Annotated in this window: 17 protein-coding genes and 1 pseudogene; 6 read left to right on the top strand and 12 right to left on the bottom strand. The window is 72.9% G+C overall.

The genetic code is table 11. The features are described 5' to 3' along the window. Both ACJ6WD_RS32955 and ACJ6WD_RS32950 read right to left on the bottom strand, forming a co-directional pair. Nucleotides 1-474, bottom strand: a pseudogene (locus ACJ6WD_RS32955) (two-component sensor histidine kinase); the annotation flags it as partial. A gap of 6 nt (nucleotides 475-480) precedes the next feature. Continuing rightward, entirely contained in the window at nucleotides 481-1,134 is a 654-nt protein-coding gene (locus tag ACJ6WD_RS32950) for a response regulator transcription factor (protein ID WP_016576171.1), read from the bottom strand. Nucleotides 1,135-1,445: 311 nt separating this feature from the next. On the opposite strand from ACJ6WD_RS32950, the gene ACJ6WD_RS32945 reads away from it, so the two are divergent. Continuing rightward, a complete protein-coding gene (locus tag ACJ6WD_RS32945) occupies nucleotides 1,446-1,616 on the top strand; it encodes a hypothetical protein (RefSeq protein WP_016576170.1) in 171 nt (56 codons plus the stop codon). Nucleotides 1,617-1,702: 86 nt separating this feature from the next. Here the strand turns inward: ACJ6WD_RS32945 and ACJ6WD_RS32940 are convergent, their stop codons facing one another. After that, entirely contained in the window at nucleotides 1,703-2,530 is an 828-nt protein-coding gene (locus ACJ6WD_RS32940; RefSeq protein WP_233662041.1) for an inositol monophosphatase family protein, read from the bottom strand. 35 nt (nucleotides 2,531-2,565) lie between these two features. Continuing rightward, nucleotides 2,566-3,720 (bottom strand): ferrochelatase, encoded by a 1,155-nt coding sequence (locus ACJ6WD_RS32935; RefSeq protein ID WP_331249831.1) that lies wholly within the window; start codon nucleotides 3,718-3,720, stop codon nucleotides 2,566-2,568. 163 nt (nucleotides 3,721-3,883) lie between these two features. Here ACJ6WD_RS32935 and ACJ6WD_RS32930 point away from each other — a divergent pair, with 163 nt between their 5' ends. Together ACJ6WD_RS32930 and ACJ6WD_RS32925 are read left to right on the top strand one after the other, a co-directional pair. After that, entirely contained in the window at nucleotides 3,884-5,167 is a 1,284-nt protein-coding gene (locus ACJ6WD_RS32930; RefSeq protein WP_038522191.1) for an MFS transporter, read from the top strand. Between the two features lie 486 nt (nucleotides 5,168-5,653). Beyond that, the gene (locus tag ACJ6WD_RS32925; RefSeq protein ID WP_233662044.1) at nucleotides 5,654-6,994 is read left to right on the top strand and encodes a D-arabinono-1,4-lactone oxidase; all 1,341 of its coding nucleotides are present in this window, start codon (nucleotides 5,654-5,656) and stop codon (nucleotides 6,992-6,994) included. A gap of 121 nt (nucleotides 6,995-7,115) precedes the next feature. On the opposite strand, the gene ACJ6WD_RS32920 is transcribed toward ACJ6WD_RS32925, so the two are convergent. Further along, the gene (locus ACJ6WD_RS32920; protein WP_407617109.1) at nucleotides 7,116-8,249 is read right to left on the bottom strand and encodes a hypothetical protein; all 1,134 of its coding nucleotides are present in this window, start codon (nucleotides 8,247-8,249) and stop codon (nucleotides 7,116-7,118) included. Nucleotides 8,250-8,745: 496 nt separating this feature from the next. On the opposite strand from ACJ6WD_RS32920, the gene sepH reads away from it, so the two are divergent. Next, nucleotides 8,746-9,798, top strand: a complete 1,053-nt coding sequence (gene sepH, locus ACJ6WD_RS32915; protein ID WP_233662046.1) for a septation protein SepH — start codon at nucleotides 8,746-8,748, stop codon at nucleotides 9,796-9,798. 110 nt (nucleotides 9,799-9,908) lie between these two features. Here sepH and ACJ6WD_RS32910 read toward each other — a convergent pair whose 3' ends face one another. Continuing rightward, the gene (locus tag ACJ6WD_RS32910; protein WP_233662047.1) at nucleotides 9,909-10,748 is read right to left on the bottom strand and encodes a sulfurtransferase; all 840 of its coding nucleotides are present in this window, start codon (nucleotides 10,746-10,748) and stop codon (nucleotides 9,909-9,911) included. A gap of 250 nt (nucleotides 10,749-10,998) precedes the next feature. Here ACJ6WD_RS32910 and ACJ6WD_RS32905 point away from each other — a divergent pair, with 250 nt between their 5' ends. Next, nucleotides 10,999-11,772 carry a VOC family protein gene (locus ACJ6WD_RS32905; protein WP_044379893.1) on the top strand — a complete coding sequence of 258 codons (774 nt, stop codon included), beginning with the start codon at nucleotides 10,999-11,001 and terminating at the stop codon, nucleotides 11,770-11,772. 61 nt (nucleotides 11,773-11,833) lie between these two features. Here the strand turns inward: ACJ6WD_RS32905 and ACJ6WD_RS32900 are convergent, their stop codons facing one another. The 4 genes from ACJ6WD_RS32900 to ACJ6WD_RS32885 all read right to left on the bottom strand — a co-directional run bounded on the left by ACJ6WD_RS32900 (nucleotide 11,834) and on the right by ACJ6WD_RS32885 (nucleotide 17,290). Beyond that, the gene (locus ACJ6WD_RS32900; protein WP_331249826.1) at nucleotides 11,834-12,505 is read right to left on the bottom strand and encodes a thymidine kinase; all 672 of its coding nucleotides are present in this window, start codon (nucleotides 12,503-12,505) and stop codon (nucleotides 11,834-11,836) included. An 86-nt stretch (nucleotides 12,506-12,591) separates the two neighbouring features. Further along, entirely contained in the window at nucleotides 12,592-13,782 is a 1,191-nt protein-coding gene (locus ACJ6WD_RS32895; protein ID WP_016571515.1) for an alkaline phosphatase family protein, read from the bottom strand. Continuing rightward, nucleotides 13,782-14,375: a DUF5998 family protein gene (locus tag ACJ6WD_RS32890; RefSeq protein ID WP_016571516.1), complete on the bottom strand. Its 594-nt coding sequence runs from the start codon at nucleotides 14,373-14,375 to the stop codon at nucleotides 13,782-13,784. Before ACJ6WD_RS32890 ends, ACJ6WD_RS32895 begins: the two co-directional genes overlap by 1 nt. A gap of 38 nt (nucleotides 14,376-14,413) precedes the next feature. Beyond that, nucleotides 14,414-17,290, bottom strand: coding sequence for a GNAT family N-acetyltransferase (locus ACJ6WD_RS32885; protein WP_407617108.1), 2,877 nt, complete (start codon nucleotides 17,288-17,290; stop codon nucleotides 14,414-14,416). Nucleotides 17,291-17,487: 197 nt separating this feature from the next. On the opposite strand from ACJ6WD_RS32885, the gene ACJ6WD_RS32880 reads away from it, so the two are divergent. Beyond that, the gene (locus tag ACJ6WD_RS32880; protein ID WP_016578898.1) at nucleotides 17,488-17,769 is read left to right on the top strand and encodes an HPr family phosphocarrier protein; all 282 of its coding nucleotides are present in this window, start codon (nucleotides 17,488-17,490) and stop codon (nucleotides 17,767-17,769) included. Nucleotides 17,770-18,145: 376 nt separating this feature from the next. On the opposite strand, the gene ACJ6WD_RS32875 is transcribed toward ACJ6WD_RS32880, so the two are convergent. Both ACJ6WD_RS32875 and ACJ6WD_RS32870 read right to left on the bottom strand, forming a co-directional pair. Beyond that, nucleotides 18,146-18,832, bottom strand: coding sequence for a GntR family transcriptional regulator (locus ACJ6WD_RS32875; RefSeq protein ID WP_233660320.1), 687 nt, complete (start codon nucleotides 18,830-18,832; stop codon nucleotides 18,146-18,148). A 284-nt stretch (nucleotides 18,833-19,116) separates the two neighbouring features. Beyond that, nucleotides 19,117-19,917, bottom strand: a complete 801-nt coding sequence (locus tag ACJ6WD_RS32870; RefSeq protein WP_016578900.1) for a M23 family metallopeptidase — start codon at nucleotides 19,915-19,917, stop codon at nucleotides 19,117-19,119. Nucleotides 19,918-19,923 lie beyond the last annotated feature (6 nt).

Raw genomic sequence — 19,923 nt, 5'->3', positions numbered from 1 at the left:
GATCCGCCCCAACGGCGACAACACCCGCCCCGCCATCGCATAACCGAACGCGAACGCCACGATCGTCAAACCCAACAACGCCAGCAGCGACCGGTTGAGGAGGTTGTTGAGGGCCACCGCCCGCTGGTGCATCAGGCAGTTGTTGACCGCCTCCTGGAGCAGCGCCCCGGAGGTCTCGGTGGGCAGGTCGCAGATGTCGCTGGTGGACTGGAACTTCCCGCCGAGGATCTTCAACGGCAGGGCGCTGCCGTCGTGCAGGGCGGCCGCGGCGAGCATGTAGATGATCGTGAGCAGCACGATGCCGGCCATCAGGAACATGCCGCCGTAGAGCAGCGTGAGCCGTATCCGGATCGTGGGGCGCAGCCAGGGGAAGGGCCGCACGTTGACCGGTTTCGGGTCCCAGGCGGGTTTGGGCGGGACCGGAGGCGGCGGTGGTGCGGCCTTGGAACTGGAGAAGGAGGGCAGGGAGGGCATCGGCGGTCAGATCCGGTATCCCGAGCCGGGCACGGTGACGATCACCGCGGGCTCGCCGAGCTTGCGGCGCAGCGTCATGACCGTGACCCGGACGACGTTGGTGAACGGGTCGGTGTTCTCGTCCCAGGCCTTCTCCAGGAGCTGCTCGGCCGAGACGACGGTGCCCTCACTGCGCATGAGGACCTCCAGGACCGCGAACTCCTTCGGGGCGAGCTGGACCTCCCGGCCGTCTCGGAAGACCTCGCGGCGGTTGGGGTCGAGCTTGATCCCGGCGCGCTCCAGGACGGGCGGCAGGGCCACCGTGGTCCGGCGGCCCAGGGCGCGGACCCGGGCGGTCAGCTCGGTGAACGCGAACGGCTTGGGCAGGTAGTCGTCCGCGCCGATCTCCAGGCCCTCGACGCGGTCGCTGACGTCACCGGAGGCGGTGAGCATCAGGACGCGGGTGGGCATGCCCAGCTCCACGAGCTTGCGGCAGACGTCGTCGCCGTGGACCAGCGGCAGGTCCCGGTCGAGGACCACCACGTCGTAGTCGTTGACCGCGATCCGTTCCAGCGCGGCGGCGCCGTCGTAGACCACGTCGACGGCCATGGCCTCCCGGCGCAGTCCGGTGGCCACAGCATCGGCGAGCAGCTGCTCGTCCTCGACGACGAGAACACGCACGTCGCAGTCCTTCCTTACGGCCCGCGATGAGCAGGGCACAACAACGTTCAGAGCCCTTCCATCCTGCCCCGAAGAGTCATAAACCGGCGGTAAGAGGGGTGGAGGAAGGGGTCGGGGGCGGCTGCGGCCCGGATTCCCGGACCGGTTGAGGTTTCCCTGAGCGTGCGCGTGGGGAGGACGACTGCACACCCGCGATCACGCCCTGTATCGGCGTCTTGGCACGCTCCGTTTCCCTCGCAGGGACCACGCCGTGATCGACCCACCCGTCGGCACACCCCCGTGCCCACCGACCCACGACGAGGGGGCGCACCATGGACGCGTTCACCGCAGGTATTTTGCAGCGCATACGGAACACCGAAGCCGATCTGGTCCGGGCCCGCGAGTCGGGTGACGAGCTCCTTGCCGAGGTTGAGCTGGCAGAGCTTGAGGACTTGCAGCGCCTGGCGACCGAGCACGGCGTGCGGTACACCGTCAGCGCCTGATCCGGCCCGCCCAGGACGGCGGCTGCGCCCCGGCACCAGGGGAAGGTGCCGGGGCGCAGCCATGTCCGCACCCGGTGCGGGCAAGGTCAGTCGTGCCAGGCGCCGAGGTCGTCCAGCAGCGGCTGGAGTGCGCCGAAGACACCCGGGGAGGCGGCGACGGTCAGTTCGTGGGCGGCGGGGAGGCCGGGGCGGCCACCGGTGAGCGCGCCGGCCTCGTCGGCGATGAGGACACCGGCCGCGTGGTCCCAGGGGTTCAGGCCGCGCTCGTAGTAGCCGTCGAGGCGGCCGCAGGCCACGTCGCACAGGTCGATGGCGGCCGAGCCACCGCGGCGGATGTCGCGGACCTGCGGCAGCAGGGCGCGGACGACCTCGGCCTGGGCGGCGCGCCGCTCGGTGAGGTAGCCGAAGCCGGTGGCGATCAGGGCCTGCGAGAGCGGCGGGGCGGGCCGGTGGCGGATCGGCTCGCCGTTGAGGTGGGCGCCGCGGCCGCGGACGGCCTGGAAGGTCTCGCCCCGCATCGGGACCGCGACCACGCCGACGACCGTCTCGCCGTCCTGCTCCGCGGCGATGGACACCGCCCAGGAGGGCAGCCCGTAGAGGTAGTTGACGGTGCCGTCCACGGGATCGATGACCCAGCGCACGCCACTGGTGCCGGGGCTGCCGGCGCCCTCCTCCCCCAGGAAGCCGTCGGCGGGACGGTGCTCCCCGATGAAGTCGGTGATCAGCTTCTCGGAGGCGAGGTCCATCTCGGTGACGACGTCGATGGGGCTGCTCTTGGTGGCGGCCACCCCCAGGTCGGCGGGGCGGCCGTCGCGCAGCAGGGTGGCGGCGCGGTGCGCGGCCTCCAGGGCCAGTTCGAGGAGTTCGTCGCGGAGTTCGTCGTGGACGGGGTCGGGGTGCTGCGGGTCGGGCACGGTGCTCCTTGCTCGGACGAGCGGTGGTCGGGGGCTCAGGCGGAGGTCTGGGCCGTGGGGCCGGTCCAGTCCGCGCCGGCGGCGGCCGGACGGGCGGCGCGGGCCGGGCAGCAGCCGAGGGGGCACAGGTCGTGCGAGGCGCCGAGGGCGCCCAGGGCGCACCGTTCGGGGGTGGTGCCCCGTTCGGCGGCTGCGCGCTCCAGGAGGAGGTCGCGGACGGCGGCGGCGAACCGGGGGTCGGCGCCGACGGTGGCGGAGCGGGCGACCGGCAGGCCCAGGTCGGCGGCCTTGGCGGTGGCCTCGGTGTCGAGGTCGTACTTGACCTCCATGTGGTCCGAGACGAAGCCGATGGGGGCCATGACGACGGCCGGGACACCGGCGCCGTGCAGGTCCTCCAGGTGGTCGCAGATGTCGGGTTCCAGCCAGGGGATGTGCGGCGCGCCGCTGCGGGACTGGTAGACGAGTTGCCAGGGGTGATCGATGCCGGTCTCGTCCCGTACGGCATCGGCGATGACCCGGGCGACGTCCAGGTGCTGGGCGACGTAGGCGCCACCGGTGCCGTCGTCGGTGTGGTCCTCGGGGGTGCCGGAGGTGTCGGCGGCCGCGGTCGGGATGGAGTGCGTCGTGAAGGCGATGTGGGCGCCGGCGCGGGCCTCCTCGGGGAGTCCGGCGAGGGAGGCGAGGACGCCGTCGACCATGGGCCGGATGAAGCCGGGGTGATTGAAGTAGTGGCGGAGCTTGTCGACCTGCGGGACGTCCAGGCCCTCGGCCTGGAGGGTGGCGAGCGCGTCGGCGAGGTTCTCGCGGTACTGGCGGCAGCCGGAGTACGAGGCGTAGGCGCTGGTGGCGAGGACGGCGATGCGGCGGTGGCCGTCGGTGACCATGGTGCGCAGGGTGTCGGTCAGGTAGGGCGCCCAGTTGCGGTTGCCCCAGTAGACCGGCACGTCGAGGCCGTGGTCGGCGAAGTCCTTGCGGAGTGCGTCGAGGAGCTCGCGGTTCTGGGCGTTGATCGGGCTGACGCCGCCGAACAGGAAGTAGTGCTGGCCCACCTCCTTGAGGCGCTCGCGGGGGATGCCGCGGCCGCGGGTGACGTTCTCCAGGAACGGCACGACGTCGTCGGGGCCTTCGGGGCCTCCGAAGGACAGCAGCAGCAGGGCGTCATAGGGGCGGGGGTCGCACTGTTCTGGCATGCCTCCGATCCTCCCACCCCCCGGGCGACAGCGAGGGGTCAGGCCCCGGTTGGGCGGGCCGGAACCGGGGCCGAAACCGGGAGGCGCCGGACGCCCCGCCACCCGTAAGCTGTATCGACCACAGACATTCCTTACCGACTTCCTCACCCGGCGGAGCACCCCGTTGCCCAGTCCCTACCGCGCCATCTTCGGGCGCCCCGGCACCAAGTCGTTCTCCGCCGCAGGGCTGCTGGGGCGGATGCCGCTGTCGATGATGGGCATCGGCATCGTCACGATGGTGTCCCAGCTGACCGGCCGGTACGGGCTGGCGGGGGCGCTGTCCGCGACGCTCGCGCTGTCGGCGGCGGTCCTGGGGCCGCAGATCTCCCGCCTGGTGGACCGGCACGGGCAGCGCCGCGTGCTGCGTCCGGCGACGCTGGTGTCGCTGGCGGCGGTCGCCGGGCTGCTGCTGAGCGCCCAGCAGCGGTGGGCGGACTGGACGCTGTTCGCCTTCGCGGCCTGTGCGGGCTGCGTGCCGAGCGTGGGCTCCATGGTGCGGGCGCGCTGGGCCGAGCTGTACCGGGGCTCGCCGCGGGAGCTGCACACCGCGTACTCGTGGGAGTCGATCGTCGACGAGATGTGCTTCATCGTCGGCCCGATCCTCTCGATCGGGCTGTCGACGGCGTGGTTCCCGGAGGCCGGGCCGCTGTTGGCCGGGGTGTTCCTGACGGTCGGGGTGATCTGGCTGACCGCGCAGCGCGCGACGGAGCCGGTGCCGCATCCGCGCGAGCAGCACACCGGAGGATCCGCGCTGCGGTCGCCGGGACTGCGGGTGTTGGTGGCGACGTTCGTGGCGACCGGCGCGATCTTCGGGGCGATCGACGTGGTGACCGTGGCGTTCGCGCAGGAGACCGGGCACAAGGCGGCGGCGAGCCTGGTGCTGGCGGTGTACGCGTTGGGGTCGTGCGTGGCCGGCGCGGTGTTCGGGCTGCTGCACCTGGCGGGGCCGCCGTCGCGGCGGTGGCTGGTGGGGATGGTCGCGATGGCGGTGAGCATGGTGCCGCTCCAGTTGGCGGCGTCGCTGAGCGCTTCGCTGGTGCTGCTGGCCGCCACGCTGTTCCTCGCCGGGTTGTCGATCGCGCCGACGATGGTGACGACCATGGCGTTGGTCGAGGAGCACGTGCCGCGGACGAAGTTGACCGAGGGCATGACGTGGACGAGCACCGGACTCGCGGTGGGGGTGGCGCTCGGCTCGTCGGCGGCCGGCTGGGTGGTGGACGCGGCCGGGGCCGCGCGCGGCTACCTGGTGCCGCTCACCGCGGGCGTCCTGGCCGCGCTGGTGGCGCTGGCCGGCTACCGCTGGCTCCGTCCCCGGGGCGTGCTGGCCCCCGCCTCCCCCGCGGCCGGCAGCGTTCCGGCCCCGACGCAGTCCGCCGCCGATCACCACGACGAGACACGGGCGGGCTGAACCGCGCCTCCTGGCGCAACGGCGCGGACCGGTGTCCCACGGGCACGCGGTCCGCGCCGTTGCCGCACCGACGCTCCTCGTCCCACGGGAGCGCGCCCTTCTGCCCTCCGTTCCGTCCCCGCGCCCTGGCCGCCTTCCCGTCCACCGCGCCGGCACGACCGTCGCTCCTTTTCCGCGCCACCCCGCGTGGCGCCCCACCACCCCACCACCGCGGGTGACTTCACAGGCGCGCCGTTGACTTCGGGCGCGGCCGCGCACGGCCGGCCTCCCCGCGCTCGTGCCCAGCGGACGCCCCCTCGCGACGGCTCCGCGAACATTCCCTGTTACCGCCGGTACGAGATGTCCGGGAGCCTTGCGATTACGCCCGTTTTCCCAGTGGTGTGATTCCGCTCACCCCTCCTGGCAGCGCCGTCGGCGGCTGGCATCATGCGCTGACCAACGGCGGCCGAACACGGCCGGCCCGCGCGGAGGGGAGGGATCGTCACCATGGCAGTCACCGACGTCATCGGCGGCTCGGGAGGGCGCGGTTCGGGAGGGCCCTGGCGCAACTGGGCGGGCAACGTGACCGCCCGCCCGGCCCGGAGCGTGGCGCCGTCGAACACCGAGGAACTGGCGGCCGCCGTCCGGTCCGCCGCGACGGACGGCCTGACCGTCAAAGCAGCCGGCACCGGGCACTCGTTCACCGCGGCCGCGGCCACCGACGGGCTGCTGATCCGCCCCGAGCGGCTGACCGGGATCCGCCGGATCGACCGTGCGGCAGGCACCGTCACCGTGGCCGCCGGCACCCCGCTCAAGCACCTCAACCAGACGCTGTCCGCGCACGGCCTGTCGCTGACGAACATGGGCGACATCATGGAGCAGACCGTGTCGGGCGCCACCAGCACCGGCACCCACGGCACCGGCCGGGACTCCGCATCGCTCGCCGCGCAGATCACCGCCCTGGAACTGGTCACCGCCGACGGCTCGGTGCTGCGCTGCTCCGCCGAGGAGAACCCGGACGTGTTCGCCGGGGCGCGGCTGGGTCTGGGCGCACTGGGCGTGGTCAGCGAGTTGACGTTCGCGGTGGAGCCGGAGTTCCTGCTGACCGCCCGCGAGGAGCCGATGGCGTTCGACGAGGTGAGCGGACGCTTCGACGAACTGGTCGCCGAGAACGAGCACTTCGAGTTCTACTGGTTCCCGCACACCGGCAACTGCAACACCAAACGCAACAACCGCAGCCAGGGGCCGGCCGCGCCTCCCGGTCGGCTGAGCGGCTGGATCGAGGACGAGCTGCTGTCCAACGGCGTCTTCCAGGTGGCGTGCACGGTCGGTCGGGCTGCGCCGGCCGCGATACCGGGCATCGCGAAGGTCTCCAGCCGCGCGCTGTCGGCCCGTACGTACACCGACATCCCCTACAAGGTGTTCACCTCGCCCCGTCGGGTGCGGTTCGTGGAGATGGAGTACGCGCTCCCCCGGGCGGCGGCGATCGAGGCACTGAGCGAGCTGAAGGCGACGGTCGAGCGCTCGGACTTCAAGATCAGTTTCCCGGTGGAGGTGCGGACGGCACCCGCCGACGACATCGCACTGTCCACGGCCTCGGGCCGGGACACCGTGTACGTCGCGGTCCACATGTACCGCGGGACGCCCCACCAGGCGTACTTCGGGGCCGCCGAGCGGATCATGACGGCCCACGGGGGCCGGCCGCACTGGGGGAAGCTGCACACCCGCGACGCGGCGTACCTCGCCGGGGTCTATCCGCGGTTCGGCGAGTTCACGGCGCTGCGCGACCGGCTGGACCCGGAGCGCCGGTTCGCCAACGGGTACCTGCGACAGGTACTGGGTGACTGAGCGACGACGGGCCGGTCACTGACGCGCCGCGGCCCGGTGTCCCAGAGGGGGCACCGGGCCGCGGTCGTGGGTGGTCCGCCGGACGGGCGGGCCGCCCGGGGGCGATCCTTCGTCAGGGGGTTCAGGGTGCGTTGGGATCGGGCGACTGTCGGCCGCCGGGGTTCTGCTCGCTCTGCTGGTGCCCGGGAGTGGCGCCGCCACCGGTCGAACCGGATCCGTCGCCCTTGCCACCGTCGGTCCCGGTGGACGGGCTCGGCGACGCGTCGGGGGACGAGGAGGTGCCGGGGCTGGGGGAGCCGGTGGCACCGTCGCTCGGGGTCGGCGTCGGGTTCTCGCCCTGGTGGCCCGTGCCGCTGTCGGTGCCGCTGCCGCCGGAACGGCTGGGGTCGTGCGACGGAGTGCCGCCGTCGTGGCCGGTGCCGTTGCCGGTCGAGCGGCCCGGGTCCGGGGTCTGCGGCGTACTGGGCCGGTGCGGGGCGACGTTGCCGGTGGTGAGGTTGCCGATGGTGGTACCGCCGTTGCCGCTGGCCGACTCGCCGACGAGCAACTCGGTGGCGGTGACCGCCCCCATGGCGAGCACGAAGACGGCGAGCGCCCCCAGTGCCGGCCGCTTCCAGCCGCGCAGCCGGGTGCCGTAGGTGGCAGTTGCCTCCTCGGTACCGGGCGGCATGCTGCCGGGCACCGGGGCACCGGGCGCACCGACCTCGGGCAGTATCGCGGTCGTGGCCGGTGCCGTGTCCCGCTGAGCCGCCCGGCCCAGCGCCATGGTCTGCTCGGCCGGCCGCGCCATCAGCCGGGTCGCTTCCGCGTCCGGGCCGGGTGGCTGCTGGGCCCGCGGGATCAGCTGGGTGCGGGCGGTGGCGGGCCCGGGATCGCGGGCCCGGACGGAGGTGACCGGGTCCTCCGTGCCGTGTTTGTCGAAGGTGGGCAACACCATCGTGGGACCGGCGGGTCCCGTGTGGTTGGTGGTGGTCTGGGATCGGGTGGTGGAGTCGCGGCGCGGCTTGGGCCTGGTGGTGACCGCCGCTTCCTTGATCTGCTCACCGGTGCGCCGGAACAGGTGCTGGAATATCGTGCCGCCGGTCGTGGCGACGATGCTGACGACGCCTGCGCCGATGATGGTTCCGTACACACCGAGCTGACCCGCGAGGAACGCGGCGACGGCCGCGGCGAGCGCGCTGCCGGAGACCTGGGCGAGGCTCAGGTCGATCCGCTTCTCCTTCTGCTTCGTGTCGGCTTCGGTTTTTTCGTCCATCTCCTACCTTTGATCGCCCCTTCGATCCATCTTGCATGGAGAAGTGACCAAATGGCGGAGCTATTAGTTCCGAATCTGTGGAATCTGTGAAGCACGCCACCTTCGCCGCAGGTAGAGAGGTCGACAAGGCGACTTGCCCCCGTGGGACGCCCAGAACTTCCGCGGCGCGGCGGTCCACTTCGGTGGCCCGAATGGAGTACTGTGGCGAGCCCTGGCCCCGGTTCCCGTCCGGCTGCCCGGACCCGCGGGAGGGGCACCGAAGGCGACACCCTCCCTGGGCCACCGTCGCTCGGCACGGGTCGTCGGTGACAGGGGAAGCGGCATGGTCACCGAGCGTTGCAAACTGGTAACCGTGTCATAACGGCGTTTCTGGGCCAAGCCCCGACACGCCGGGCAACTCGGCAATGTTGTGGCAGGCTGCACCCGGGCAGGCCACACTCGACTAGCGGAAGCAGCGACGCACGTGACGTCGGCAGGCACCACCCGGGAGGTCCCCATGCCCGAACTGCGTGTCGTGGCCGTCTCCAACGACGGCACACGGCTGGTGCTCAAGGCTGCGGACAGCACCGAGTACACGCTTCCGATCGACGAGCGGCTGCGCGCCGCCGTCCGCAACGACAGAGCGCGGCTCGGCCAGATCGAGATCGAGGTCGAGAGTCATCTGCGCCCCCGGGACATCCAGGCGCGGATACGAGCCGGTGCCTCCGCTGAGGAGGTCGCACAACTCGCCGGCATCCCCGTCGACCGGGTGCGCCGCTTCGAGGGGCCGGTGCTGGCCGAGCGGGCGTTCATGGCCGAGCGGGCCCGCAAGACCCCCGTCCGTCGCCCCGGCGAGAACACCGGCCCGCAGTTGGGCGAGGCCGTCGCGGAGCGGCTGCTGCTGCGCGGTGCCGACAAGGACAGCGCGCAGTGGGACTCCTGGCGCCGGGACGACGGCACCTGGGAGGTGCTGCTCGTCTACCGGGTCGCAGGGGAACCGCGGTCGGCGACCTGGACGTACGACCCGCCGCGTCGCCTGGTGCAGGCCGTGGACGACGAGGCGCGCGCGCTGATCGGCGAGAGCGACGACACCCCCGAGCCGAGCTTCCCCTTCGTGCCCCGCATCGCCCGGTTGCCGCGCGACCGGCCGCTGGACCGTGCACTGGACCGGCAGATGCCCGAGCGGTCCGGCGAGGACCGCGAGCGCGAGGCCCGGACCGAGGAGGCCACCGGCGAGCGGGAGCGGGATTCGCTGACCAGCCTGCTGGAGGCGGTACCGAGCTTCCGGGGTGACATGGTCGTCCCGGAGAGCGCCAAGACGGCACAGCCGGACGAGGCCGAGGAGTCCGAGGTCGAGGAGCCGCCGGCTCCGGCGGCGAGCGCGGGGGCGGGTGCGGGTTCCGCGTACGCCGACGTACTCATGCCGCGGGCCGTCGCCGGTCACCGCGATCGGCTCACCGGGACGACGGACCGGCAGGCCGAAGCGGACGGCGTGCGTCCCGGGCGCCGGGCCGCGGTGCCCAGCTGGGACGAGATCGTCTTCGGCACCCGGAGGAAGAAGCCGGAGTAACCCGGAACGACACCGTCCGGCCCTGTTCATGCAGGGCGTTCCGCCCGCTCCCGTACGTCGGGGGCGGGCGGACGTCGTTGCGCAGGGCCGCGGCGGGCCCCAGCGGCTGCTCAGCCGGGCTGCGGGCCAGTGGCGACGGGGCGGGAGGGGTCGGCGCACCATTCGCTCCAGGAGCCGACGTACAGCGCCGCGGGAATGCCGGCGACGGCGAGGGCGAGGACCTGGTGGGCGGCGGAGACACCGGAGCCGCAGTAGACACCGACCTCGGCGTCGGCCGTGGCACCCAGCGCCGCGAACCGCTCGGTGAGTTCGGCGGCGGGCCGGAAGGCCGTCGTGCCGTCGGCGACGTTCTCGGTCGTGGGGGCGGACACCGCGCCGGGGATGTGGCCGGCCACCGGGTCGATGGGTTCGGTCTCGCCCCGGTAGCGCTCCCCCGCCCGCGCGTCCAGGAGGACGCCGCGGCGGGCGAGTGCGGCCGCGTCGTCCGCGGTGAGCAGCGGTACCGCTCCGGGAGCCGGGGTGAAGTCACCCGCCTCCGGAGTCACTTTGTCGACACTCATGGTGCCGCCGGACGCCCGCCAGGCGGCGAGGCCGCCATCGAGGACCCGCACGTCCGGGTGACCCGCCCAGCGCAGCAGCCACCACGCGCGGGCGGCGGCCCAGCCCTGACCGCCGTCGTAGGTGACCACCGGACGGTCGGCGTCGACACCGGCGGCCCGCATCGCGGCGGTGAAGGCGGCGAGGTCGGGAAGCGGGTGCCGACCCGTCGCGCCGGGCGTCCCGGCGAGTTCGCCGTCGAGGTCCACGTAGACCGCGCCGGGCAGATGGCCGGCCTCGTACTCGGGGCGACCGGGCGGGCCGCCCAGCTGGTAACGCACGTCCAGGAGGAGCGGAGCGTCGGGGCCGGCCAACTCGCTCGCGAGTTCGGTAGCGGTGATGATGGCATTCATGGGACTCATCCTTGCGTAGCGGTGACTACGTACAGAAGGCGGGTGCCCACCCTCCGTATGACGGAGTTACGGGGCGTCGCCACGCCGCCGGAACGGAAGATCAACGTTAAAACGGGCATTCTCCCTCGTGGACGCGTCGTGAACGGCGCGGCCGGGGCGCACACCCAGTGACAGGGTGCGAGCATCTGCTCGGGACCCGCGCCCGTACCGCACATGGCCAGCACCCCGATGCTCCGAGGAGAGAGTGACGATGACGACCGAGGCAGCAGCCCGGCGGATGCCCGGTGCGCCCTGCTGGGTGAGCCTCCTGGCGCACAGCCTGCCCGCGACGCAGGAGTTCTACGGCGCGCTCTTCGGCTGGGAGTTCCGTCCGGGACCGCAACACTTCGGTCCGTACGCCCGCGCCTTCCTCGACGGCCTAGAAGTGGCCGGGGTCGGTGAGCTAGCGGCCGACCGGCATCTGCCGGTCGCCTGGACCACCTACCTGGCCAGCGACGACGCGGACGTGACCGCCGAGCAGATCCGCTCCTGCGGCGGCACGGTCGGCGTCGGCCCGCTCGACGCCGACGACGCCGGCCGGATGGCGATCGCCTCCGACCCCCAGGGCGCGATCTTCGGCGTCTGGCAGGGGCGGACGATGCTGGGCACCGCGGTCAGCGGCGAGCCGGGCACCCCGGTCTGGAACGAACTCGTCACCCAGGAGACGAACTCCGTCGCACCGTTCTACGAGCACGTCTTCGGCTTCGAGTCGGAGGCCGTGGTGTCGGCCGACTTCGACTATCTGACGCTGCACATCAAGGGGAAGCCGGTCGCCGGCATCCACGGCGTCGGCAACGCGCTGCCGCGCGACCGGGGTCCGCACTGGATGACGTACTTCGCCGTGCCGGACACCGACGCCGCCGCGCGCCGGGTCGTCGAGTTGGGCGGGCACGTGCTGCGGTCGGCACGGGACTCGGCGCACGGCCGGGTGGCGACCGTCGCCGACACCGAGGGCGCGGTCTTCGCCATCATCCAACGGCGCTGAGCGGCCTTGCGGCAGCCCGGGCCCCAAGGAGCGTCCGGCGGACCAGGCTCGGGGCCGGCGGCTAGCGCTGGGCGTCGACCGGCAGGACGTCGGGCGACAGGGCGGCCGCGCGGGCGGTCGCCGCGGTCTGTCGGCGGCGGTGGTGGCGCCGACACAGGACTTCGTAGCCGACCTCGGCCGGCCGCTCCGCGCCGGCACCGTCACTGCGCACGTCACCGACGACGACCTGCGCGCCCTCGACGACCATCCGCCCGTCGACCGTGCGGGCGTTGTGCGTGGCCCGGGCGCCGCACCAGCACAGGGCCTCCACCTTCAGCACCTCTATCCGGTCGGCGAGTTCGACCAGCCGCTGGGAGCCGGGGAAGAGCTTGCTGCGGAAGTCGGTGGTGATGCCGAAGGCGAAGACGTCGAGTTCGAGGTCGTCGACGACCCGGGCGAGTTGGTCGACCTGGCCGGGGGCGAGGAACTGGGCCTCGTCGATGATGACGTAGTCGACCCGGCCGCCGGAGCTGAGGGATTCGACGACGTGGAGGTAGAGGTCCAGGTCGTCGACCACCTCGACGGCCTCCGTGACCAGGCCCAGGCGGGAGGAGAGCTTGCCGTGGCCGGCCCGGTCGTCGCGACTGAAGATCATGCCCTGAAGGCCGCGGGTCGAGCGGTTGTGCTCGATCTGCAGCGCCAGTGTCGACTTTCCGCAGTCCATCGTTCCGGAGAAGAACACCAGCTCGGGCATGGGGGTTTGCGGGCCTTTCGGGCTCGTACGGAAGGGACGGTGCGGGGCGGACGATGCGGAGGCGCGCAGTCGGGTGCGGCCGCGGGTCAGGTACGGACCTCAAGGAGCGGAACCAACTGCTCCACCGGGGTCATCGAGCCGTGCAGGCCGACCATCTGCGACTCCCCTGGTTCCCGTTCGCTGGCGATGATCGCCATGTCGGCGTGGGCGGCGGCGACCACGTCGCCGATCCGGGCGCGGACCCGGTCGTCGACGTGCGGTCCGAACCAGCCCGCGGCGATGGCCTCCTCGCGGCTGGCGACCCACATCTGGTCACCGACCACCTCGCGCCAGACGGCGAGCACGTCGGCCGCCGCGCCCGGGTGGGCGTACACGTGGCGGGCCCGCCCCTCGCCGCCCAACAGGCGGACGCCGGCGCGGAGTTCCCAGTCCTCGTCGAAGTCGATCCGGGACTCCGGGTCGAAGGGGATGTCGATCATGCCGTGGTCGGCGGTGACGTACAGGGCGCTGCGCGGTGGGAGTTGTTCGGCCAGGCGCTGGGCGAGGCGGTCCACGTAGAGGAGTTGGCCGCGCCAGGCGTCGGAGTCGACGCCGTAGCGGTGGCCCTTGCCGTCGACCTCGGAGTAGTACGTGTAGACCAGCGAGCGGTCAGCGGCGGCGAGTTGTTCGGCGGCGAGGTCCATGCGTTCCTCGCCGGAGAGACGGCCGTGGAAGGTGCCGCCGCTGAGCGCGATCCGGGTGAGCGGGGTCTGCGCGAAGTCCGGTGCGGAGACCTGGCAGGTGTGGATGCCGGCGGCGTCGGCGAGCTGGAAGACGGTGGGGTACGGCTGCCAGGCGTGCGGGTCGGTCCACGGGCGCCAGCGCAGCTGGTTCATCAGCGCACCGGTCGCCGGGTCCTCGCAGGTGTAGCCGGGCAGGCCGTGGGCGCCCGGTGGCAGGCCGGTGCCGACCGAGGCGAGGGAGGTGGCGGTGGTGGCCGGGAAGCCGGCGGTGAGCGGCTGGCCGGTGCCGTTGGACGAGGTGTCCAGGAGGGAGGTGAGGAACGGCGCCTCCCCCGGGTGGGCGCGCAGCAGTTCCCAGCCGAGGCCGTCGATCAGGAAGACGCAGGCGCGGTCGGCGGGGGCCAGCGCCATGTCGGTGGTGACGCCGGGCAGGCCCTGGCCCGCGGTGATGGCGGGCAGGAGGTCGGCGAGCGAGCCGGTGCCGTAGCGGGGCACCGGGGCGGTCAGCGGGTCGAGCGGTTCCGGTTCCGGCCAGATGGGGGCGGCGTGGACCATCAGCGAGTGCTGGTGGTGGCCGCGGTGGCCTCGGAGAGCGCCTGGGCGAACGCGAGCGTCTCGCGCACCGAGTCCGGGCCGTCGCCGGCCTCGCTGACCCGGAGGGAGAGGTCGTCGGCGGTGGACGAACCGGTGTAGCCGTGGTCCGCGTCGCAGTTGGGGTCGCCGCAGCTGGCCGGCTCCAGGTCGAGGCGGGCGACGGCGCCCCAGCCGATGGTCAGCACGACCTCGCGGGGCAGCTGGCCGGGGGTGTAGGACTCGGGGTTGGCGACGACGCGGCTGAGCACCACGGACGAGATCCGGCCGAGCTTGACGGACTCCGTGGAGGTGGTGGCGTAAGGGGACGGCGAGGTGGCGTCGGCGGCCTGCTCGTCGGTGTGGCTGACGATGAAGCGGGTGCCGGTCAGGACCAGGACCGTGACGTGCCGGCGGACCTCGTTGGCGTCGAAGGTCGTCTCCTGGTGGACGAGGTACGACACCACCGGCTCGCCGCCGACCGCGGCCTGCACCGCCTCGGCCACGAGCGTCGGGTAATAGCCACTGCGCTCGATCGCCGCGCGCAGCCCCTGGGTCGTCGTACCGGTCTTAGCCATGGGGTCCATCTTACGGGGCCCAACGGGTCGCGAGACCCTCAGTAGACGGGCAGCCGACGGGGCCCGAGGTCAGTGGTGGCGGGCGGTCGGGCGAGCCGGACCGAGGCGCCCAGGACGGCCAGGCCGTGCGGGGCGACGACGACGGGTTCGAGGTCGACGGCGACCACCTCCGGATGGTCGTCGACGAGCCGGGAGACCCGCAGCAGCAGGTCCTCCAGGGCGGCGGTGTCCACCGGCTGGGAGCCGCGCCAGCCGAACAGCAGCGGGGCGCTGCGGATCGACCTGATCTGCTCGTTGACCTCGCGGTCGGTGGCCGGAATGAGCCGGTGAGCTATGTCGCCGAGAAGCTGGGAGGGCGCACCGGCCAGCCCGAAGGAGAGGACCGCGCCGGCAGCGGGGTCGATGGCGGCGCGGACGACGGTGTCGACCCCGCGCGGCACCATCGCCTGGACGACCGGTCGCAGCTCTTCGGGGGAGCCCAGGAAGTCGGTCAATTCGGCGTAGGTGCGGCGGAGTTCCGCCTCGCCGGCGATGTCGAGGCGGACGCCGCCGAGATCGGCGCGGTGCCGCAGGTGGGGGGCGGTGGTCTTGAGGGCGACGGGGTAGCCCAGGCGGGCTGCGGCCTGGACGGCGGCGTCCGGGTCGGGGGCGGGGAGGGTGGGGCGGGGGTGGATGCCGTAGCGGGCCAGCAGGGCGTCGGCGTCGGCGGGCGGCAGGGCGACGGAGCGGCCGGGGGCGATGTCGGTGGTGAGGCGGTCGAGCAGCCGCTCGATGTCGGCGCCGGCCGCCGCCTCCTGGATGTCGTCGTACTCGGGCACCCGGCCTGGTTCGGCGGCGGCGCGGCGCCACGCGGCATACCGGACGGCCTCGGCGAGGGCGCGGACGGCGCGCTCGGCGGCGGGGTAGGCGGGGATCCGGACGGGGCGGGGGTCGGCCGGGGCCTCGGGGGCCGGCGCCCGATCCGGGGTCCCCGGGGTGGCGCTCCGGGGTAGGGCGGTCGGTTCCGGCGCGTGCGGGTCGTGGGGGGCGGGTGGGGCGGCGAGCGTCTCGGCCAGGTCGTCCATCGCGAGGTGGACGACGGTGACCGGCTTGCCCGCGTTGGTGGCGGCGGCGGCGCGCAGGGCGGCGGCGAGTGCGGTGCCCTCGCTCTCCCCGTGGGCGGTGGCGCCCTCCTCCCCCATCCAGGGGATGGCGGTGACGACGACGGCGTCGCAGGTGTCCCCGGCGAGCGTTTCAGCCAGGGCGGCGCGGAAGTCCTCGGGGGTCGCGGCGGACGGCAGCACCCGGGGGCGTTGGGGGCGCAGTCCTTCGGTGAGGCAGGCGTCGTAGGCCAGGAGGGCCAGCGATTCGGAGTTGCCCAGGATGGCGATGCGCGGGCCGGCCGGCAGTGGCTGGGCGGCCAGCACCAGGCCGGCGTCGATGAGTTCGGTGACGGTGTCGACGCGGATCACGCCGGCCTGGCGCATCAGGGCGGCGACGGTGCTGTCGGGGACGCGGACGGTGGGGACGGCGTGGCCCAGGGGGGCGGTGCCGTGGTGCCGGGCCCCCTTGGCGACCACCACGGGCTTCACGGCGGCGGTGCGGCGGGCCAGCCGGGCGAACTTCCGGGGGTTGCCGATGGACTCCAGGTAGAGGATCGCGACGTCGGTGTGCGGGTCGTCGTACCAGAACTGGAGGAGGTCGTTGCCGGAGACGTCGGCGCGGTTGCCGGTCGAGACGAAGGTGGAGATGCCGGCGATGCCGCCGTCGCCGGGGCCGCGCTCGTGGAGACCGCTGAGCAGCGCGATGCCGATCGCGCCGGACTGGGTGAACAGGCCGATCCGGCCGGAGCCGGGCATCTGGGGGGCGAACGAGGCGTTCAGCCGGACGTCGGGGGCGGTGTTGATCAGGCCGAAGGCGTTGGGGCCGATGAGGCGCATGCCGTAGGAGCGGGCCTGCTGGAGCAGGGCGCGCTGCCGCTCGCGGCCGTCGGTGCCGGCCTCGGCGTAGCCGGAGGAGAGGACCAGTACTCCTTGGACGCCGTGTTCGCCGCAGTCGCGGACGACGTCCGGGACTGCGTCCGCGGGGACGGCGATCACCGCCAGGTCGACCGGTTCGCGGATGTCGCGCAGCGTGCGGGCGGCGGGGACGCCCTCGGGCTCCAGACGGCGCAGGTCCTCGGGGAAGGCGTGGTTGACGGCGTGCACCTGGCCGGTGAAGCCGGCGTCGAGGATGTTGCGCAGGGCGGTGCGGCCGACGCCACCGGGGGCGCGCCCGGTGCCGACGACGGCGATCGAGCCGGGTGCGAGCAGCCGCTGGACGGAGCGGGCCTCGGCGCGCTGCTCGCGGCCGCGCATCACGGCCAGGGACTGCTCGGTCGGTTCGAGGTCGAATTCGAGGCGGACGACGCCGTCCTCGAAGGTGCGCTTCTGGGTGTAGCCCGCGTCCGTGAACACCTTGATCATTTTGGTGTTGGCGGGCAGCACCTCGGCGGTGAACCTACGGATGCCGCGTTCCCGGGCGACGGCGGCGATGTGCTCCAGGAGGGCGGAGGCGACGCCGCGGCCCTGGTGGGCGTCCTGGACCAGGAAGGCGACCTCGGCCTGGTCGTCCTCCGGGCTCTTGGCGGGCAGCCCGCGGGCGTCGATCCGGTCGTAGCGGACGGTGGCGATGAACTCGCCGCCCACGGTGGCGGCCAGGCCGACCCGGTCGACGTAGTCGTGGTGGGTGAACCGGTGGACGTCCCGGTCCGACAGCCGCGGATACGGCGCGAAGAAGCGGTAGTACTTCGATTCGTCCGAGACCTGCTCGTAGAAGGAGACCAACCGCTCGGCGTCGGCCGGCGTGATGGGCCGGATGCGCGCCGTCCCGCCGTCGCGCAGCACCACGTCGGCTTCCCAGTGGGACGGGTACGCGTGATCCGGCGGCGTCTGCATGCGGACAGCGTACGGCGGGGCACCGACAACCGGCTCGACGTGCGTACGCTCGATTTCCCGGGCCCACCGCAGCGGGTCCGAGGGCCCGGAAAGAGGGCCGCAAGGCGGTCGGGAACCGGGACGAAGGGCTGCGGGACCACTCCTGGCAGCGTGCGAGAATGGTCTAGACAACAGTCACGACTTTGAAGGGCAACACCATGGCTGAGCGCCGCGTCAATGTCGGTTGGGCCGAGGGCCTGCACGCCCGCCCCGCGTCGATCTTCGTCCGAGCGGCCACCGCCTCCGGTGTCCCGATGACGATCTCCAAGGCCGGCGGCAACCCCGTCAACGCCGCCTCCATGCTCGCGGTCCTGGGCCTGGGCGCCCAGGGCGGCGAGGAGATCGTGCTGGCTTCCGACGCGGACGGCGCCGAGGCCGCGCTCGACCGCCTGGCGAAGCTGGTCGCGGAAGGTCTCGAGGAGCTCCCCGAGACCGTCTGAGGAGCACCGGGGCCACTCGCCCCTCCTTCCCTTCTCCTGATGCGGCCCCACCGCGGCAACCGGGACATCCGGCTGCTGCGGCGGGGTCGTTTTCTGTTGCGCGGCGGCGGAGCCCGCCCCTCGTTCAATTCCCCGCGTAAAGAATCAACCGGCCGGGCGAACAATCTCCTCGCGCACGGAAATGAGTCACCGGCCCACGAACAGTGCCCGGCACGTTCCCGACACCGAGATTCGGAAATCAGCACAACCGTGCTCGAACTTGCCCGCCCGATTTCGCGCCGCTTCTCCGTTCCCGAACTTCTCGCTCGCGTGCACCGGCCATTCCCGAGGACATCGGCACATTCCTGCCACTCCCCTTTTGTATACGGGGTGATTGTTAAGCGCGGGCGCGTGCCGTGTTGACGGGCCGTTTCGCCTCGCTCACAGGGGGAGCGGCGCGACGCAGCCGGTACACGGGCCGGGACCGCTCGATGTGCGCCGCCATGAGGGCGCGCGCCCGCTCCGCGTCACCACGGACCACGGCGTCCAGCACGGCGCCGTGCTCGTCCCAGGAGGCGGAGGGGCGGGCGGGCGGCTCCACGACGTACATCCACTCGATCTTGCGCCGTAGTTGCATGAGCAGGGCGCTGAGGCTGGGGCTGCCGGTGGCCTGGGCGAGCGTTTCGTGGAACCAGGCGTCCAGTTGGTGCAGGTCAGCGGGGTGGCCGTGCCGGACCCGCTCACGACCGAGTCGCACCAGGCCGCGCAACACCTTGAGGTGGGCGGCGCTGCGCCGGGCGGCCGCGCGGGCGGCGCCCAGCGGCTCCAGGGCGGCCCGGATGTCGAGGAGGTCGACGGCCTCCCGTTCGGTGAGTTCGGCGACGCAGGCACCCGCGTGCAGGCGCGTGGTGACGAATCCTTCGGACTGGAGGGTGCGCAGCGCTTCCCGCACCGGGACCCGGGAAACGCCGTATCGCGTGGCGAGAACGTCCTCGATCAGCCGGCTTCCCGGCGCGAGTGCTCCCGAGACGATGTCGTCGCGAATTGCCGTGCACACCGCATGCGCGGAAATGTGACCTCGCATCGTCTGCGCCTCCACCGTAATCGCCGGAAACCGCCGCCGTTCGACGGCTTTCCCCGACTGTATTCGACCGGCGCGCATTTCCTCTCGCGAGGTCGGGAATTCATGGGTGCTTTTCGGACGGCGGGCGGGGCGCCATTCGGGCGGCGGGTCGATGGCCATGCGGAAGCGCCCGCGTGGCCAGGAGGAGGGCCGCCCACCCTGGGGCAACAGCAGAGCCCCGGCTCACCAGGTGGTGGGCCGGGGCTCCGGGGGACGGTACTGCGGCGGAGAGGTTCGCGGTCGGATCAGACGCTGACGCCGTGCGCGCGGAGGTAGGCGATCGGGTCGATGTCCGAGCCGTAGTCGGGGCCGGTCCGGGCCTCGAAGTGGAGGTGCGGGCCGGTGGTGTTGCCGGTGTTGCCGGAGAGGGCGATCTGCTCGCCCCGGCTGACGGACTGGCCGACCGTCACCCCGATCGACGAAAGGTGACCGTATTGGGTGTAAGTGCCGTCGTTCATCCGGAGCACGATGTTGTTGCCGTACGCGCCGCCCCAGCCGGCTTCGACGACGGTGCCGGCGCCCACCGCGTGGACCGACGTGCCGGAGGCGGCGTGGAAGTCGATGCCGGTGTGGCTACCGGAGGACCACAGTCCGCTGGACGCCTTGTACCCGGTGGAGACGTAGGAGCCGGTGACGGGGGCGACGAAGGTGTTGAGGAGCTTGCGCTCGGCCTCGCGAGCGGCGCGCACCTTGGCCGCGCGCTCCTCGTCCGCCTTCTTCTTCGCCTCGTCGGCCCTCTTCTTCGCCGCGTCGGCCAGCCGGACGGCCTCGGCCTCGGCCTTCGCGCGGGCCGCGGTGGCCTCGGCGGCCGCCTGCTGCGCGTCGGCCTGCGCCTCGATCCGGCCGGCGAGCTCGTCGCCCATCACGACCGCCTGCTGGAGGCCGGTGTCATGCGGGGCCGACTCGTCCGTCGCGGCCAGGGCGGGCGACGCGACGGAGGCGACGACGCCGGAGGCCGCGAGGGTGGCTATGCCGGCGAGGTTGCGGGTGGTGCGAGCGGTGCGGCTCGCACGGCGGTGCTTCCCGGTGGCACGGGTGAACGCCATGTACTG

Source organism: Streptomyces sp. VTCC 41912, from assembly GCF_045799175.1.
Taxonomy (GTDB): Bacteria; Actinomycetota; Actinomycetes; order Streptomycetales; family Streptomycetaceae; genus Streptomyces; species Streptomyces albulus_C.
Note: the sequence above shows the minus strand (reverse complement) of the source record. Positions and strands in the feature narration are given on the sequence as shown.